The sequence below is a fragment of the Mesorhizobium sp. B3-2-1 genome, assembly GCF_006439515.1.
Lineage (GTDB): Bacteria > Pseudomonadota > Alphaproteobacteria > Rhizobiales > Rhizobiaceae > Mesorhizobium.
Window position 1 is genome coordinate 85,098 of sequence record NZ_VFTI01000010.1, and the last position, 16,100, is coordinate 101,197.

Below are 16,100 nucleotides of genomic sequence, written 5' to 3' on the forward strand. Positions count from 1 at the left end.
ATCGATCAGGCCGCCGGTGCGCCATTAGGCCGGGAACGCTCCGTCCTTGACAAGCCCGCCCAACAATTCCACCATCATGCCAAGGGGTGCATCGCGACGACCCCGTGAGGCGTCAGCCCAATGTTCGCGTCCAGGCTTCTCTGTTCAGGAGGTGGACGCCATGCCGTCAACAACCGCTATCACCGTACAGCAACTATCCCGTCTGATTGGTCTGCCCGGCGCACCTGTGATCGTCGATGTCCGCATCGATGACGATCACGACGCCGATCCGCGCCTGCTGCCGGCCTCGCACCGGCGCAACTTCAAAACCGTCTCGGTCTGGGCAAACGATTTTGCCGGCAGCCAAGTGGCCGTCGTCTGCCAGAGGGGGCAAAAGCTTTCGCAGGGCGTGGCCGCATGGCTGCGGCACCAGGGCGTTGCCGCCGAATCCCTCGAAGGCGGTTTCGAGGCCTGGCGCGATGCCGGGGGCCTTCTGGTCCGCGCCGGCAAGATACCGTCCCGCGATGAAAAAGGCCGCACCGTCTGGGTGACGCGGGCTCGCCCCAAGGTCGACCGCATCGCCTGCCCCTGGCTGATCCGGCGTTTCATCGATCCGCATGCGGTCTTTCTTTTCGTCGAGGCGGCCGAAGTGCCTGCCGTCGCCGACCGCTTCCAAGCAGTGCCCTTCGACATCGACAATGTGTTCTGGAGCCACCGCGGCGAACGCTGCACCTTCGACACGATGATCGAGGAGTTCGGGCTGGAATCCCAGGCACTCGACCGCCTTGCCACGATCGTGCGCGCGGCGGACACCGCCAGGCTCGATCTCGTTCCCCAGGCCGCCGGATTCCTTGCCGCCTCGCTCGGCCTGTCACGCATGTTCCGCGACGATCTGGAACAGCTGGGGGCGGGGATGCTGCTCTATGACGCGTTCTTCCGCTGGTGCCGCGACGCCACCGACGAGACGCACAACTGGCCGGGCGGGGCAAAGCCGTCATGAGCAGCCTCGTTTCGGGGAAAGATGCGGACGTCGTGGATGTGCCGGCGGTCCCGAGCTTCCGCGAGGCTACGAAACTCTGGGCGAAGATCGGATTGCTGAGCTTCGGCGGACCCGCGGGGCAGATCGCGCTCATGCACAAGGAATTGGTCGAGGACCGGCGCTGGATCGGCGAACAGCGTTTCCTGCATGCCTTGAATTACTGCATGCTGCTGCCCGGTCCCGAGGCCCAGCAGCTCGCCATCTATATTGGCTGGCTGCTGCACAGGACGGTCGGCGGTCTCGTCGCAGGCGTCTTGTTCGTGGTGCCCGGTGCGCTCGTCATGCTCACCCTGAGCACCTTTTATGCGCTCTATGGTGATGTCCCGCTGGTCGAGTCGCTGTTCTTCGGGGTCAAGGCCGCCGTGCTCGCGGTCGTGGTCGAGGCGGTGATCCGCATCGGCCGCCGCGCCTTGAAGAACCGGGTGATGGTGGCGATCGCGGCTTGCGCTTTTCTCGGCATCTATGTGCTCAGCATCCCGTTCCCGCTCATCGTCCTGCTTGCGGGGCTGGTGGGATGGCTGGGAAACCGGGTCGCGCCAGCCCTGTTTTCCGGTGCGGCGCACGGCAAGAACGACGCTCCCGACATCCGGGGAGCGGTCGACCTGATGTTCGAACGCGGCGAGCTAACCCATACCAGGCCGACACGATGGCATGCGCCGCGCACGGTCGCCATCTGGCTGCCGATCTGGCTCGGGCCGGTTCTGTTGCTCTGGGCGCTCACCGGGACGAGCAGCGTGTGGACGCAGATAGGCGGGTTCTTCAGTCTCATGGCGGTCGTCACCTTCGGCGGCGCCTACGCGGTTCTCGCCTATGTCGCACAGGCGGCCGTCGAATCTTTCGGCTGGCTGGCACCCGGCGAGATGGTCGATGGCCTCGGGCTTGCCGAAACCACGCCTGGTCCGCTCATTCTGGTGTTGCAGTTTGTCGGCTTCATCGCCGCGTTTCGCCACTCCGGCTCGCTGAACCCGTTGCTTGGCGGATCGCTTGGAGCGCTGCTGACCTTGTGGGTCACGTTCACCCCGTGCTTCTTCTGGATATTCCTCGGTGCGCCCTATATCGAGGCCTTGCGTGGCAACAAGGCCCTGTCGGCCGCGCTCGGAGCCATCACCGCCGCCGTGGTCGGCGTCATCCTGAACCTCGCTTTGTGGTTCGCCATGCACGTCATCTTTCACCAAGTCAGCAAACTTGGCCTCGGCATGAATGTGCCGGTGCCGTCATCGATCGACTGGCGAGCCGCATTTTTGTCCTGTGCCGCCATGATCGCCATCCTCAAGCTGAAGATCGGCATGCTGCCGACACTTGCCGGGTCAGCCCTGGCCGGTGTCCTGCTGCTGGCGGTGAGCGGATAGGCGCATGTTGCTGCCTTTGTATTCTGCCAGCCAACCACCTAGAGCGGTTCAGTGTTTGATAGAATCTCTGACCCGCTCTAACTTCTTGTTTTTACGCAATTCCGGACGGAAAACCGCTACGCACTTTTCCTGGAATTGCTCTAACTGGTTGGAAACGGATTGGACCATCATGGCGCAACGACGCTCTTCCCTCGGCTTTCTCGGCATGTTCGGCCGCTCGGGTGATTTGCGGCAGCTCGATGCCGCCTTGCGCGGCGCCGACCTGCACCCCGCCCTTGTGCCCGAAGGGGTGAAACTCACCATCGTCAATCTGATGAAGGACCGCTGGCCCGAGGAGCCACCGCCGCAGGCCTATCCGCAGGTGGCGCAGCTGTTCAGCTATTGCATCGCCGGCCCGGAAACCTTCGAGCGTGCGCAAGGCTTGCTGCAGCGGCTCGACGCGGAGCGCCGGATCGAGGCGGCTCTCGAAACCGGCGACAGCTTCGATGCGCGGATCGTGCTGATGGCGCTGCACGCCAAGCTGATCAACGCCGAAGTCGTCGAACGCTATGGGCTGGCAGCCGGATGATTTCAGGTCTAATCGACCTGAAATCTGAATCCCTCTCTAAATCAAAGAGATAGAGCATGATACCGTCCGAGGAGATTTATTTAGTCCCGACCGACGGGTAAAGGGCGTAGGGGTTGAAAGGTAGGTCGGACGCAACTCAGCAGATATCGCCTAGCCACTTCAGTAACGTCAAAGAGGACAAACGAGGCTACTTCTTCTGCACCTGTGACAAATAATTCGACAAAGCCAAATGTATCTGATCGAGAGAATCAATCTACGCGAAATGCGATTGGACTGATGGGTGGTTTAGCCGCATGGGCTGGATTAGCAGCGCTCGCTTTCTAAGGGGTGAAATTATGTCGGATTTCGACTTAGGGAAGGTAATCAAACAGAAACTAGAAGTCTTACTTTATGCCATCGATAGTCGCCAAGGTGGATTTTCCGAACTTAGCTATACCGGTATGCAAGATATTTTCCTTGAGCCTGCAATGAGGGAAATCGGATTAGATCGTTCTCAGACAGAAGCCGTGTTCATGTCGCGACGACTCCAGCAAGCGATGCCTCTCTCCGCTGGCATGAGCCCTGCTGAGGAGAACTCGCTCAATAACATTGTTACAGACGTAGGTATGTGGAAAGAGCGGACGGGTTATCTCTTTCGCCGTGACGAAAATTCTCTTGAACGTAAAATACCGAATGGTGCTGAGGTTAAGATTGCCGGATCGGTAGTAAAAGATTGCTTTGTATCGTCAGGATTAAAAGACGTTTCCTATACGAAAGGGGATGGATATCTGACATGGCGAGGCATTGAGTTTCTTGAACAAATAAGCATAAGAGTAGCTTTTGACGTTAGAACGAAATACAAATGGAGAATGCGATTTAATGTCGGAATTTTCTCGAAAGATGGAGATCTGCTCTGTGGCGTAAGCGATTGGGAAGCATTTGGAAAAATCATATATGCAGTAGTTGGATTGAATTTCAAAGAACCTTTCGAATATTGCGATACATCCGATAGCAATCTCAAGATTTTAAATAATTATTTATCTATTGTTGTCTCGACATTAAATCAAGTTAGGTCTTGGCGATTGTAGAGACGTATCTCTTCGAATTAGGGGCGCCGACTAAATCTCTTGGCGAGAAGCAGTTCTACCCGCCCATGCCGCCGCGCGGCAGCTTGATCATGTCGCCGAAGCGGGCGCGCAACTTGTCGTCGAGCAGCTTCGGCACATGGCGCGGAAAGCGTTCGGCAAGGACGCGCTTCTTCTCGATGATCGCGCGCTGCAGGATGTCCGGCCGACCCTTCTCGTTCCACTCCTTCGGCGAAAACCGGTCGCCGACGGCGGGATAGAAATATTCGGTCTGCATCAGCCGCAGCGTCTGTTCGTTGCCGAGATAATGACCTGGCCCCTTCAGGCAGACATCGGCGATGGTGTCGATCGACAGCGCTTCGTCGGTCACCTCGATGCCGCGCACGCAGCGCAGGCAGTGTCCGAGCATGTCGTTGTCGATGATCAGGCTTTCCAGGCAGAAGCCGAGCAGCGAGGCATGCATGCCGGCCGATTCATAGACCAGGTTGAGCCCGGCAAGGCCCGCCATCACGTCGGTGATGCCCTTCTCATAGCCGGACTGGATGTCGGGCAGTTTCGAATCCGTCATGCCGGCGGCCGAACCGCCCGGCAGGTCGTAATATTGCGCCATCTGGGCGCAGGCCGCGGTCAGCACGGCCTGCTCGGCCGAGCCGCCCGACATGGCGCCTGTCCTGAGATCCGATACGAACGGCCAGGTGCCGAAGATCGCCGGATGTCCTGGTTTGATGGCGTTGACATAGACCAGGCCGGCCAGCACTTCGGCCACCGCCTGCACCACGGCGCCGGCAATCGCCGCCGGTGCCGTGGCTCCGGCCTGTCCCGCTGACAAAAGCAGGATCGGAATGCCGCCCTCGACGCAGGCCTCGAGCACGCCGCAGGCGTCCTCGGCGAACTTCATCGGCGGCACGACGAAGCAGTTCGAATTCGACACGAATGGCCGGGCGCGGAAATTCTCCTCGCCGCCGGCGATGGCATAGAGCATTTCGAGCGCCGGCTGCACGTTCTCGCGCACCGTAAACGAGGTGCCGACATGCTTGGACGTGCCCATCACGCAGGCGTAGAGCGTGTTGAAGTCCATTTCGAGCGGATCGGGAATGTCGCGCGGCACCATCGGCCGCTGGAAGAAATGGATGTTGTCGAGCCCTTCGACGATGCGGGCGGCGTCATAGATGTCCTGCAGCAGCGACTCGCGGTATTCGCGCTTCTCGACATCCACCAGATGAACCGCGGCGCCTGCCGTGCCGTAGTGCACGCGCTTGCCCTGGATCACCATGTCGTGTTTGGGATCCTGGCCGTGCAGGGTGAAGTTCCGTGCCGCCTTCTTGATCGTCTCGAGCACCAGCGCGCGCGGGAACCGGATGCGGCCATCGTCGCCATAAGTGGCGCCGGCCTGGGTCAGCGCCTCGATGCAGGAGGGGATGGCGTTGGCGAAGCCGACCGTTTCCAGGAGCGTCAGCACCGCTTCGTGGATGCGCTCGCGATCATTGCCCTTGAGTGGTCCGTAGCTGCCGCCCTCGAGGCCGGCACGCACCGGCTTGATGTCGTCGGCCAATGGCGCTGCCCGCATGGCGCGACGCGCTTCGCGTCCGCCGGAGCGGCGCGAGCGTTGATCCGCCGCCGCTTCCTGCTTTTCAAGAACCACAGACATGGAAGCACTCCACCTTTGCTGAGAAACAGCGCGGCGGTTGGCCCACCATCGGCTGCTTCTTCCCCTTTGTGCCACGACTATGCTGCCGGCATTGGCACAGCCTATGAGCCAGCCGGCCCGGTTGCATATGCCAGCGCTAAAGGAGCCGAAGCCGCCATTGGGCGGCTCCGGTCAGTGGAATCAGGCGGCTGCGGGCCTGCGGCCGGCGGCGGTGGCCAGTTCGCGGATGCCGGGCTCGATGTGCTGCAGCGCGATCGAGGAAATACCCAACCGCATGAAACGCGAAGGCTTTTCGGTGCGGTCGAAGAAGCGGTCGCCAGGCTCGATGATGACGCTGCGCGAGGCGGCGGCTTCGGCCAAACCGCGGGAATCGGTACCCCGCGGTCCTTCCAGCCACAGCGACGTGCCGCCGGCCGAATCGGTCGAGCGCCATTCCGGCAGGAAGGCGGAAATCGCATGGACCAGACGCTTGCGCCGCTCGTCGAAGGCGCTCGACAGCCGCCGCACCAGCGCTTCGTGATGGCCGAGCGACAGGAAGAGCGCCACGGCGCGCTGATTGTTGGCCGGCGGATGGCGCAGCATGAAGCGGCGCAGCGCCCTCAGTTCAGCGATTAGCCCAGCCGAGGCCACGATGTAGCCAAGCCGCAGACCGGGGGCCAGCGTCTTCGACATCGAGCCGACATAGACGACGCGGCCGGAACGATCGAGGCTCTTCAGCGCCTGCTGCGGCGCCTCGTCGAGCAGCTGGCTGTCATAGCCGTCCTCGATGATGATCTGGTTGTGCCGGTTGGCGCGCGCCAGAAGGTCCTGCCGCCGCTCCGCCGACAACGGCACCATGGTCGGGCAATGATGGCTGGGCGTGACGAAGACGAAGCCGGAATCATTGGGAATAGAAGAGGTTACGATGCCGGACTGGTCGACCGGCACCGGCTCGATGTCGGCGCCCGCGAGCCGGAAGATCGAGCGCGCGTCGGGGTAGCCCGGATCTTCCATCGCCACCTTGGAGCCCTTGGTCATCAGCAGCGAAGCCAGCATATAGAGCGCGTTCTGGGCGCCCAGCGTGACGATGATCTCGTCGGGATTGGCGAAGATGCCGCGCCTGGGCAGCAGCCGTGCCTGGATCTGCTCGATCAGCAGCGGATCGTCGCGGTCGACCATGTCGGACGCCCAGTTGCGGATCTCCAGCACCGCCAGCGCCATGCGGTTGCACTCACGCCACTCGGCGGTCGGGAACAGCGCCGGGTCGAACTGGCCGTAGACGAAGGGATAGGACGACTTGATCCAGTTCTCGTGCTTGGCCGGCGGCGGCATGTCGCTTGCGGCGATCTGCCGGCGCGCCTTCCAGTCGATCTCGTTGGCCTGGTCGGGCGCCTTCTGGTGCGGCTTGGCGGGTGTCGCCAGCACGTCGGGATTGACGAAATGGCCGCGCCGCTCGCGCGCCACCAGGAAACCCTGGTCGACGAGCTGCTGGAAGGCCAGCACCACGGTCCCGCGCGCCACGCCGAGTTTTTCGGCCAGGATACGGCAGGAAGGAAGCGGCATCGAAGCGGCGATCTGGCGGTCGAGAATGGCGGCCACGATGGCTTGGCGGATCTGCGCCTGCAGGGTCTGGCCGGATTCGGCCGAAATCCGGAACAGGCCGGACCATATCGCCGTGTCGTTTCTCTGTGGCATGGAAGATGTTCCTCGATGGCCAGCTTTTTTCGCTTGGCTGGACCAGCCGAACGTACCCGTGGCACAAGGGGTTGCGCCAATCAATTTTTCTGATCTTTGGGATTTATGCCAGTGATCCTTCAGGCCCGAACCAACGCGCTGCTACCTCCCTGCCCGATACATTGTGTCATCGCATCGTGATGCGCTGCGTCATCGCCGCGTATTGACCGGATGGAATTCGGCTCAATAGTTTCGGCGCGACGACACGCGCCGGAAACATCCGGTCTGATATGGTGCGTCCAAAACGCCAGGAGTCCCCGCCAGTGGATCAGTCAGCCTTCCAGAAACAGCTTGCCGCCCTGCGCAATCATCGCGCCGTGGCGCCCGCCAGCATGCGCCAGGCCTTTGCCGCCGATCCGCGGCGGTTCGCGACATTCTCCGCCACGGACAACGAGATGTTGCTCGACTGGTCGAAATGCGCCGTCGATGCGACCACCATGGATCTGCTGGAAAAGCTGGCCGCCGCTGCCGATCTCGAAGGCCGTCGCGCCGCCATGTTCGCCGGCAAGAAGATCAATGTCACGGAAGACCGCGCCGTTCTGCACACGGCACTGCGCAACCTCAGCGGCAAGGGTGTCACGGTCGACGGCCAGGACGTCAAGGCGGATGTCATTTCCGTGCTCGACGCCATGGGCGCCTTCGCCGATGCCATCCGCTCCGGCAAGGCGACAGGCGCCACCGGCAAGAAGATCACCGACATCGTCAACATCGGCATCGGCGGCTCGGACCTTGGTCCGGCCATGGCGACGCTGGCGCTCGCCCCCTATCATGACGGCCCGCGCGCGCACTACGTTTCCAACATCGACAGCGCCCACATCCACGACACGCTGAAGGGGCTGTCCGCCGAAACCACGCTGTTCATCATCGCGTCCAAGACCTTCACCACGGTCGAGACGATGACCAATGCGCAGACGGCGCGCGACTGGGTGCAGAAGGCGCTCGGCAAGGAGGCCGTGGGCAAGCATTTCGCCGCCGTCTCGACCGCGCTCGACCTGGTGGCCAAGTTCGGCATCGAGCAGGATCGCGTCTTCGGCTTCTGGGACTGGGTCGGCGGCCGCTATTCGCTGTGGGGCGCGATCGGCCTGCCGGTCATGATCGCCGTCGGCCCGCGTAATTTCCGTGCCTTTCTCGATGGCGCGCACGAGATGGACGAGCATTTCCGCATCGCGCCGCTCCGCAAGAACCTGCCGGCGCTCCTGGGGCTTGTCGGCTGGTGGCACCGCGTGATCTGCGGCTACCCGGCCCGCGCGGTCATCCCCTACGACCAGCGCCTGTCCAGGCTGCCGGCCTATCTTCAGCAACTCGACATGGAATCGAACGGTAAGAGCGTCACCCTTGACGGCACTGCGGTGACGACGCCGACCGGACCGTTGGTCTGGGGCGAGCCAGGCACCAACGGCCAGCACGCCTTCTTCCAGCTGCTGCACCAGGGCACCGATCTGATCCCGGTCGAGTTCCTCGCCGCCGCCATCGGCCACGAGCCTGATCTCAAGCACCAGCATGACCTGCTGCTCGCCAACTGCCTGGCGCAGTCGGAAGCCTTGATGAAGGGCCGTACGCTGGAGGAGGCGCGCGCGCAGATGCTGGCCAAGGGCATGAAGCCTGCCGATGTCGACCGTATCGCGCCGCATCGTGTCTTCTCCGGCAACCGGCCCTCGGTGACCATCCTCTACCGCAAGCTCGATCCGCGCACCTTCGGCCGGCTGATCGCGCTCTACGAACACCGCGTCTTCGTCGAGGGCACGCTGTTCAACATCAACTCCTTCGACCAGTGGGGCGTCGAGCTCGGCAAGGAACTGGCGACTGGCCTTCTGCCTGTCGTCGAAGGCAAGGAAAGCGCCGCCAAGCGCGGCGCGTCGACCGCTGGCCTTGTGGGATACATCCACCAATTGCGTGGTTCGGAGTGAAAAGTTTGGCAGACATCAAGGGGATATTGTTCGACAAGGACGGGACACTTGTCGACTTCAACGCGACCTGGCTGGGCGTGGCCGATTTCATGGCCATGGATGCAGCCGAGGGCGATCGCTGGAAGGCCGACAGACTGCTGGCGGCCGCCGGCTTCGATTTCGCCAACCGGCGCTTCAAACCCGATTCCATCTTTGCCTCCGGCACCAATCTCGACGTCGTCGAACTGTGGTTTCCGCGCCTGTCCAACGAGGACCAGATGCTGGCCGTCGCCCGCTTCAACGAGATCACTTCGGTGCAGGGCTCGGCGATGGCGGTGGCGCTGCCTGATATCGTCGACACGCTGGCTCTGCTGCACAAGCGATCCTACCGGCTTGGCGTCGCCACCAACGATTCGACCAGCGGCGCGGAGAAGACCTTGGTCACGCTGGGCGTCGCCCAGCTGTTCGACGCGGCCTATGGTTACGACGCCGTGGCGAACCCCAAGCCGGCCCCCGACACCATCCAGGCGTTCTGCGATCTTACCGGGCTGAAGCCGGCGGAGATCGCCATGGTCGGTGACAACAGGCACGATCTCGAAATGGCGCGTGCCGGCGGCTGCGGCCTCGCGGTCGGCGTGCTCTCCGGCACCGGCACACGTGAGTCGCTGGCCGAGATCGCCGACGTCGTCCTGGATTCGGTTGCCGATCTGCCGGATTTGCTATCGGCACGGGTCAAAGAGACGGTCTGATCAGGAAGGCGGGGCAAGCGCAATCAATCTGTGCTTTGTCGCCAATAGTCGAACGAGTACAGGGAGTTCTTCCAGGCACTAGTCGACTGTCAGGCGGACGCAGTCGATATTCGCATTCTCGATGGCGGCCAGTTTGGTCAATAGATCCAGGCGGATCATTTCGACGGTCTGGTCTGGAAGAACACCTTCGACCGTCAACTGGATATCGTGCCAGTCCTCGACATAGCGCACGGTGACGCCTTCGACACACAGACGGTGGACGCCATGCTCGTCCGCCATTTCAGGGATATTCGAGTGTGGAAGCTCGGGCGTGTACAACGTTTCGATCAGGTCTATCCGAGGGTTGGGGCCAAGTTCGCGAAGGCGCTCGGCTAGAAAGCTGCTTCTGTTTTCGCTTTTCCCCCATTTTTGATCCGACAGAGCGCGGCGAAGCCAAGTTAGATGGTTAGGCAAGCCGTCATCTCGAACGAATGAAAATCGAGGCCATGGCCGCTTGGTGAGGCGTTCCCACCGGCCCGCGGTGATGTCCAGGCGCCAGTCGTCGATGTTCTCGACCACGACAGGCCACGCTGGCCCGATGAGGAGACCGCCGCGAACCAGGATCGCACCACCATTTTTCACAAGTTCTGAAGAGTGCTTGTATATCCATGGCGGAGCCTCGCCTGTCGTTTCGAAGTGACCGATGCCATAACTTGTTGTGTCCAGCACGAGCACTTGCGCCTTGTCGGCCCGAATAAAGGGGTAAGATAGGTTGCCGATCATAAATATGCGGTCGTCGACAAGATTTGCCGTGTGGAAATCGGTGGGCGGAAAAACCTTATCCGAGTAGCCAAAAATCTCGGTGTGCCCCTCGGCGTCGCTCACGATCACATCATTGTAAATATAGAAATCGGCATCGTAGTGATCTTCATACTCGCCGCCGATCCTGACAAGGCGACCGTCTGGCAGCAGTGTTTCAGTGCCCCCGTACCGGCTGAAGCTCCAGCACGGCCCTACATGCTCCGAGCGTGGGCCGAGGAACGCCTTGTTCAGACCGTAACCGGTGAGACGGTGCTCAACCGCCCATGCCCAGACGGGGTTGGTCATCAGCTCCGGATTGCCGGAACCTCGACTGGGCGAACGAAACTTCGAAAACAAATTGTGGTCGATCGGAGGTGTTTTGATCAAGCTCTAGCGGGGCTAGCAAGGCTTCTATATCGAGCCGATACCCCATGATTGGACTATAGCTTGTATAGGATCGTCTGCAAGGGCGATTGTATTTGAGTCGGGGTTTCAGCGACATTCCGTCTCGAAGGAAAACACCCCGCTCGGCTTGGTTGCAGTGCCCCTCGCGTCACCGAAATCCGGCACTTGATGTTCGGCGAGCAATCGCAGCCGGTGCAGCGGCAGGTCGCTGCGGCGGGGGTCGCCGACCAGCACCTCGATACCGGCTGCCAGGCAGCGATCGAGGAACGGGATAACCCGCAGGGCAACCTCGCGGCCGTAGAACACGTCGCCCGCGAGAACGAGGTCGACGGCCGGCGGCGGGCCTGTGGTGACATCCTTGTCAACAAGGGCGATCTCGACCCCATTCGCCGCCGCATTGAGGCCGATCGCGGCAACGCCGTTGCGATCGATCTCGGCGGCAATCACCTCGCGCGCGCCGGCCTTCGCGGCGGCGATGCCGACAATGCCGGAGCCCGCTCCGAGGTCGAGCACGCGGCGGTCGGCCACGATCTTCGGATGGTCGAGGATATAGCGCGCCAGCACGGCGCCGCCCGCCCAGGCATAGGCCCAATAGGGCGGCTGCGGTTCCGGCCTGCCATCGTCCGTATCGCCATCGTCTTCGGGGTCGACGAGGCGCCTCAATCCGCTGCCCGGGTGAGCCGTGTAAAGCTGGATTTCGGGAAGCGCCGGTACCGGGGCAAGGCGCATATTCGCCTTGATGAATTCCGTCGGGTCGAGGCGGAGGCGCCGGTCCGGCGCATCGTCGTCGGCGAGATCCACTATTCGCGCAAAGCCCGGCGCAGGATCTTGCCGACCGGCGTCTTCGGCAATTCCGTCCTGAACTCAATGTATCTGGGCCGCTTGTAGCCGGTCAGGTTCTCACGGCAAAAGGCGGTGATGGCTTCGGCGGTCAGGGCCGGATCCTTCTTGACGATGAACAGCTTGGGCACTTCGCCCGAATGCTCGTCCGGCACGCCGATCGCCGCCACTTCGAGCACGCCGGGATGTGCCGCCACGACCTCCTCGAGTTCGTTCGGATAGACGTTGAAACCGGAAACGAGGATCATGTCCTTCTTGCGGTCGACGATCTTGGTGTAGCCGCGCTCGTCCATGAAGCCCATGTCGCCCGACTTGAAGAAGCCGTCCCTGGTCATCACCTTGGCGGTCTCGTCCGGCCGGTTCCAGTAACCGGCCATCACCTGCGGTCCCCTGATGCAGATCTCGCCGACCTCGCCCAGCGGCACGTTGTTGCCGTCGTCGTCGCGAATGGCGATTTCGGTCGAAGGCAGCGGCAGGCCGATGGTTCCCGTGAACTCGCCGGAGCTGAACTTGTTGGCCGTCGCCACCGGGGAGGTCTCCGAAAGGCCATAGCCTTCGCTGACGGGACAACCGGTCAGCGCCTTCCAGCGCTCGGCGACGCCCTTCTGTACCGCCATGCCGCCGCCCAGGGTCAGAAGCAGCGGCTTGAAGTCGAGCTTGCGGAAGTCCTCATTGTTGAGCAGCGCGTTGAACAGCGTGTTGAGGCCTGGAAAGATATGGATCGGATATTTGCCCATTTCCTTGACGAAGCCGGGAATGTCGCGCGGATTGGGGATCAGTATGTTCTGACCGCCCATTTGCATGCCCATAAGCGCATTCACCGTCAGCGCGAAGATATGGTAGAGCGGCAGTGCGCAGACGAGGTTGAGATGCGCTGGCTTCGGCTTGACCGTGTAGGCGTCCTGCAGCCACAGCGAATTTTGCGCGACATTGGCCAGCACATTGCTGTGCAAGAGGGTCGCGCCTTTCGAGATTCCGGTGGTGCCGCCGGTATATTGCAGGAAGGCGACATCACTGGCGGCCACCGTGGCCGGCTTGAAAGTCATGCCGCGGCCAGCCTTCAGGGCGGCATTGAACTTGACATGGCCGGGCAATGACCAGGCCGGCACCATTTTCTTGACGCGGCGCACGACCAGATTGACGATCGAGCCCTTCAGGCCGCCGAGCATGTCGCCCATGGCGGCGACTATGACATGCTTGACCGAGGTCCTGGCGACGACCGCCTGCAAGGTGCTGGCGAAATTTTCGAGGATAACGATGGCCTGCGCCCCGGAATCCTTGAGCTGATGCTCCAGTTCGCGCGGCGTGTAGAGCGGATTGACGTTCACCACCGTGAAACCGGCGCGGGCGACCGCCATCATCGCCACGGGATACTGCAGCACGTTCGGCATCATCAGGGCGACGCGCGCGCCCTTCTGCAATCCGGTGGACTGCAGATAGGCACCGAAGGCCGCCGAAAGTTGCTCGAGTTCAGCGTACGTGATGGACTTGCCCATGCACGTGAAAGCCGGCTGGCCGGCGAACTGCTTGCAGGCGCCGACGAGGAAGTCGCCGATGGAACTGTAGGGAAGGGCGCCGATCTCGGCCGGCATGTTCTTGGGATAGCTGTTGAGCCATGGTTTTTGCGGCAGGCCGGCGGTGAGTTCGGTGAGCGCCTTCGGCAACCGCTGGCTGGCTGCCGTTGCCGGTTTCGAGACCGGTGAAGTTTTCGCTGGTGGCGAGCTCTTCGTCATCGCGATCTTGCCGGTTCCGGCATTGCCTGTTCCGGCCTTGGTCGCGGATGCCTTTGCCGGCGCGGCTTTCGTCGCCGGCTTCTTGGCGGTGGCCGCTGCTTTTGCCGCGGGGGTATTCTTGGCGGTTTTGGTCGCCGCCTTCGCGGTCGCGGCTTTGCCCGCAGCCTTGCCTTGCCTATCGGCTCCAGCGGCTGGTTTCGAGACCGCCTTGGCCGACGCCTTCACTGGCGCCTTCGATGCTTTTGCCACCCGTTCCTCCTCGACAACCCTGGTCGCCTGTTTCTCGTTGGCCCGTGCCGCGCCGCCTCCGGATTGATGGACACGTCCTCCGCCGCCGCTCGTTGTCCATCTATGTATTGCCACTATCGGCGGCGGTGCAAGTCTTGCCCTTGCGGCAAGACGCCGAAAGACTTGCCGCCGAAAATCGTTCCCGCCGGCTGCATTTGGAACCGGCATCTTTCCGCATCGATGGCCGCATGAAGACGGCGCGCGGCACCTTGGTCGCTGGCCGCCGGATCAATAAAAAAATGCGGTCGTTAATAATATCGTGAATAGAAAGAACTGCTAATTTTTTCTGCCGTTTAGCGAAATCGCGGATTCTTTTTCTGCTTCCCGAGGGGTAAGCAAACGGGGTGTTCCAAAGCCGGAAAAACGGTGCTTATATGCGCGCTTCGCGAGCCTGATAGAGGGGCTTGGCAGAACATCAGGGAGTGCTCAATGAAGAAGAAATTGACTTTTGCAGCCGCGTTGCTGGCTGCAAGCGTCCTGGGAGGCGTGGCCAACGCGAAAACTCTGGTCTATTGCGCGGAGGCGTCGCCGGAAGGTTTCGATCCGGCACCGTACACCGCGGGACAGACGTTCGATGCGTCCTCGCGTACCGTTTTCAACCGCCTCGTCGAATTCGATCACGGCAAGACCTCGGTCTCGCCCGGCCTGGCTGAGAGCTGGGCGATTTCCGACGACGGCAAGGAATATACCTTCAAGCTGCGCAAGGGCGTCAAGTTCGCGCCCACCGACTATTTCACCCCGACGCGCGACATGAACGCCGACGACGTGGTGTTTTCGTTCCAGCGCCAGGTCGACAAGAACGGCCCCTGGTTCCAGTACATACCGGGCATCGCCTATCAGTATTACAATGACCAGTTCGGCGACAACATCACCAAGGTCGAGAAGGTCGACGACCTGACGGTGAAGTTCACCCTCAAGGAGCCGGCAATCACCTTCATTCCGACGCTGGGCATGGATTTCGCCTCGATCGTCTCGAAGGAATATGCCGACAAGCTGCAGGCCGACAAGACGCCTGAACTGTTCAATCAGAAGCCGGTCGGCACCGGCCCCTTCATCTTCGTCGACTACCAGACCGACGCCGCAATCCGCTACAAGGCCAACCCGGACTATTGGGGCGGCAAGCAGAAGATCGACGATCTGGTCTTCGCCATCACCACCGATCCGGCGGTGCGCGCGCAGAAGCTGAAGGCCGGCGAATGCAACATCATGTCCTACCCGGCGCCAGCCGATATTAAAGGCCTGCAGGCTGATCCGAACCTGACGGTCGCGGAGCAGGAAGGCCTCAACGTCGGCGCGCTGATGTACAACACCCAGCAGAAGCCGTTCGACGACGTGCGCGTCCGCAAGGCGCTCAACATGGCCATCAACAAGAAGGCCATCATCGACGCCGTGTTCCAGGGCGCGGGCCAGGTGGCGATCAACCCGATCCCGCCGACCATGTGGTCCTACAACAAGAACGTGAAGGACGATCCGTACGATCCGGACGCGGCCAAGAAGATGCTTGAAGAGGCTGGCGTCAAGGACCTCAAGATGAACGTCTGGGCCATGCCGGTGTCGCGTCCGTACATGCCGAACGCGCGCCGCACCGCCGAGCTGATCCAGGCCGACTTCGCCAAGGTCGGCGTCACCGTCAACATCGTCAGCTACGATTGGGGTGAATACCTCAAGCGCGCTTCGGCGGTCGATCACGACGGCGCCGTCATCGTCGGCTGGACCGGCGACAACGGCGATCCGGACAACTTCCTCGGCGTGCTCCTGAGCTGCGCTTCCGTCGGTTCGAACAACCGCGCGGAATGGTGCAACAAGGACTTCGATGCGCTCATCAACAAGGCCAAGACGGTTTCCGATCAGGCCGAGCGCACCAAGCTCTACGAACAGGCACAGGTCATCTTCAAGGAGCAGGCACCGTGGGCGACGCTGGCCCATTCCAAGGTGTTCATGCCGATGCAGAAGACAGTCTCCGGCTTTGCGATGGATCCGCTCGGCATCCACCGCTTTGACGGCGTCGATATCGCCGAATAAGGTTCGCGAAACGGGGCGGCGCCACAGGGCGCCGCCC

At 61.8% G+C, this 16,100-nt stretch carries 13 protein-coding genes; 8 read left to right on the forward strand and 5 right to left on the reverse strand.

Annotated features, from left to right (window positions below; genetic code table 11):
- The first annotated feature begins 160 nt into the window (after window positions 1-160).
- From FJW08_RS12760 to FJW08_RS12775, 4 genes are all read left to right on the forward strand, one after another.
- Window positions 161-979 carry a sulfurtransferase/chromate resistance protein gene (locus FJW08_RS12760; protein WP_140810851.1) on the forward strand — a complete coding sequence of 273 codons (819 nt, stop codon included), beginning with the start codon at window positions 161-163 and terminating at the stop codon, window positions 977-979.
- Complete coding sequence (chrA, locus tag FJW08_RS12765) at window positions 976-2,367, forward strand: chromate efflux transporter (RefSeq protein ID WP_140810852.1); 1,392 nt, start codon at window positions 976-978, stop codon at window positions 2,365-2,367. Before FJW08_RS12760 ends, chrA begins: the two co-directional genes overlap by 4 nt.
- Before the next feature lie 169 nt (window positions 2,368-2,536).
- A complete protein-coding gene (locus FJW08_RS12770; RefSeq protein ID WP_140757972.1) occupies window positions 2,537-2,935 on the forward strand; it encodes a hypothetical protein in 399 nt (132 codons plus the stop codon).
- 335 nt (window positions 2,936-3,270) lie between these two features.
- The gene (locus tag FJW08_RS12775) at window positions 3,271-4,002 is read left to right on the forward strand and encodes a hypothetical protein (protein WP_140810854.1); all 732 of its coding nucleotides are present in this window, start codon (window positions 3,271-3,273) and stop codon (window positions 4,000-4,002) included.
- A 55-nt stretch (window positions 4,003-4,057) separates the two neighbouring features.
- On the opposite strand, the gene FJW08_RS12780 is transcribed toward FJW08_RS12775, so the two are convergent.
- Window positions 4,058-5,647: a trimethylamine methyltransferase family protein gene (locus tag FJW08_RS12780; protein ID WP_140810855.1), complete on the reverse strand. Its 1,590-nt coding sequence runs from the start codon at window positions 5,645-5,647 to the stop codon at window positions 4,058-4,060.
- A gap of 180 nt (window positions 5,648-5,827) precedes the next feature.
- Window positions 5,828-7,321, reverse strand: a complete 1,494-nt coding sequence (locus FJW08_RS12785) for a PLP-dependent aminotransferase family protein (RefSeq protein ID WP_015314107.1) — start codon at window positions 7,319-7,321, stop codon at window positions 5,828-5,830.
- A 5-nt stretch (window positions 7,322-7,326) separates the two neighbouring features.
- Between FJW08_RS12785 and FJW08_RS12790 the strand changes: the two genes are divergently transcribed.
- The 3 genes from FJW08_RS12790 to FJW08_RS12800 all read left to right on the forward strand — a co-directional run bounded on the left by FJW08_RS12790 (window position 7,327) and on the right by FJW08_RS12800 (window position 9,995).
- Window positions 7,327-7,527, forward strand: a complete 201-nt coding sequence (locus FJW08_RS12790) for a hypothetical protein (RefSeq protein WP_140757969.1) — start codon at window positions 7,327-7,329, stop codon at window positions 7,525-7,527.
- Window positions 7,528-7,590: 63 nt separating this feature from the next.
- Entirely contained in the window at window positions 7,591-9,267 is a 1,677-nt protein-coding gene (gene pgi, locus FJW08_RS12795; protein ID WP_181182910.1) for a glucose-6-phosphate isomerase, read from the forward strand.
- A gap of 5 nt (window positions 9,268-9,272) precedes the next feature.
- Window positions 9,273-9,995, forward strand: coding sequence for an HAD family hydrolase (locus FJW08_RS12800; RefSeq protein WP_140757967.1), 723 nt, complete (start codon window positions 9,273-9,275; stop codon window positions 9,993-9,995).
- Between the two features lie 78 nt (window positions 9,996-10,073).
- Here FJW08_RS12800 and FJW08_RS12805 read toward each other — a convergent pair whose 3' ends face one another.
- From FJW08_RS12805 to FJW08_RS12815, 3 genes are all read right to left on the reverse strand, one after another.
- Window positions 10,074-11,081: a hypothetical protein gene (locus FJW08_RS12805; protein ID WP_140757966.1), complete on the reverse strand. Its 1,008-nt coding sequence runs from the start codon at window positions 11,079-11,081 to the stop codon at window positions 10,074-10,076.
- Window positions 11,082-11,267: 186 nt separating this feature from the next.
- Window positions 11,268-11,984 (reverse strand): methyltransferase, encoded by a 717-nt coding sequence (locus tag FJW08_RS12810; RefSeq protein ID WP_246682322.1) that lies wholly within the window; start codon window positions 11,982-11,984, stop codon window positions 11,268-11,270.
- Window positions 11,981-14,002: a long-chain fatty acid--CoA ligase gene (locus FJW08_RS12815; RefSeq protein WP_140810857.1), complete on the reverse strand. Its 2,022-nt coding sequence runs from the start codon at window positions 14,000-14,002 to the stop codon at window positions 11,981-11,983. The genes FJW08_RS12810 and FJW08_RS12815 overlap by 4 nt, the downstream gene beginning before the upstream one ends.
- Before the next feature lie 468 nt (window positions 14,003-14,470).
- Here FJW08_RS12815 and FJW08_RS12820 point away from each other — a divergent pair, with 468 nt between their 5' ends.
- Window positions 14,471-16,063: an ABC transporter substrate-binding protein gene (locus FJW08_RS12820; RefSeq protein ID WP_140757964.1), complete on the forward strand. Its 1,593-nt coding sequence runs from the start codon at window positions 14,471-14,473 to the stop codon at window positions 16,061-16,063.
- The last annotated feature ends 37 nt before the right edge of the window (window positions 16,064-16,100 follow it).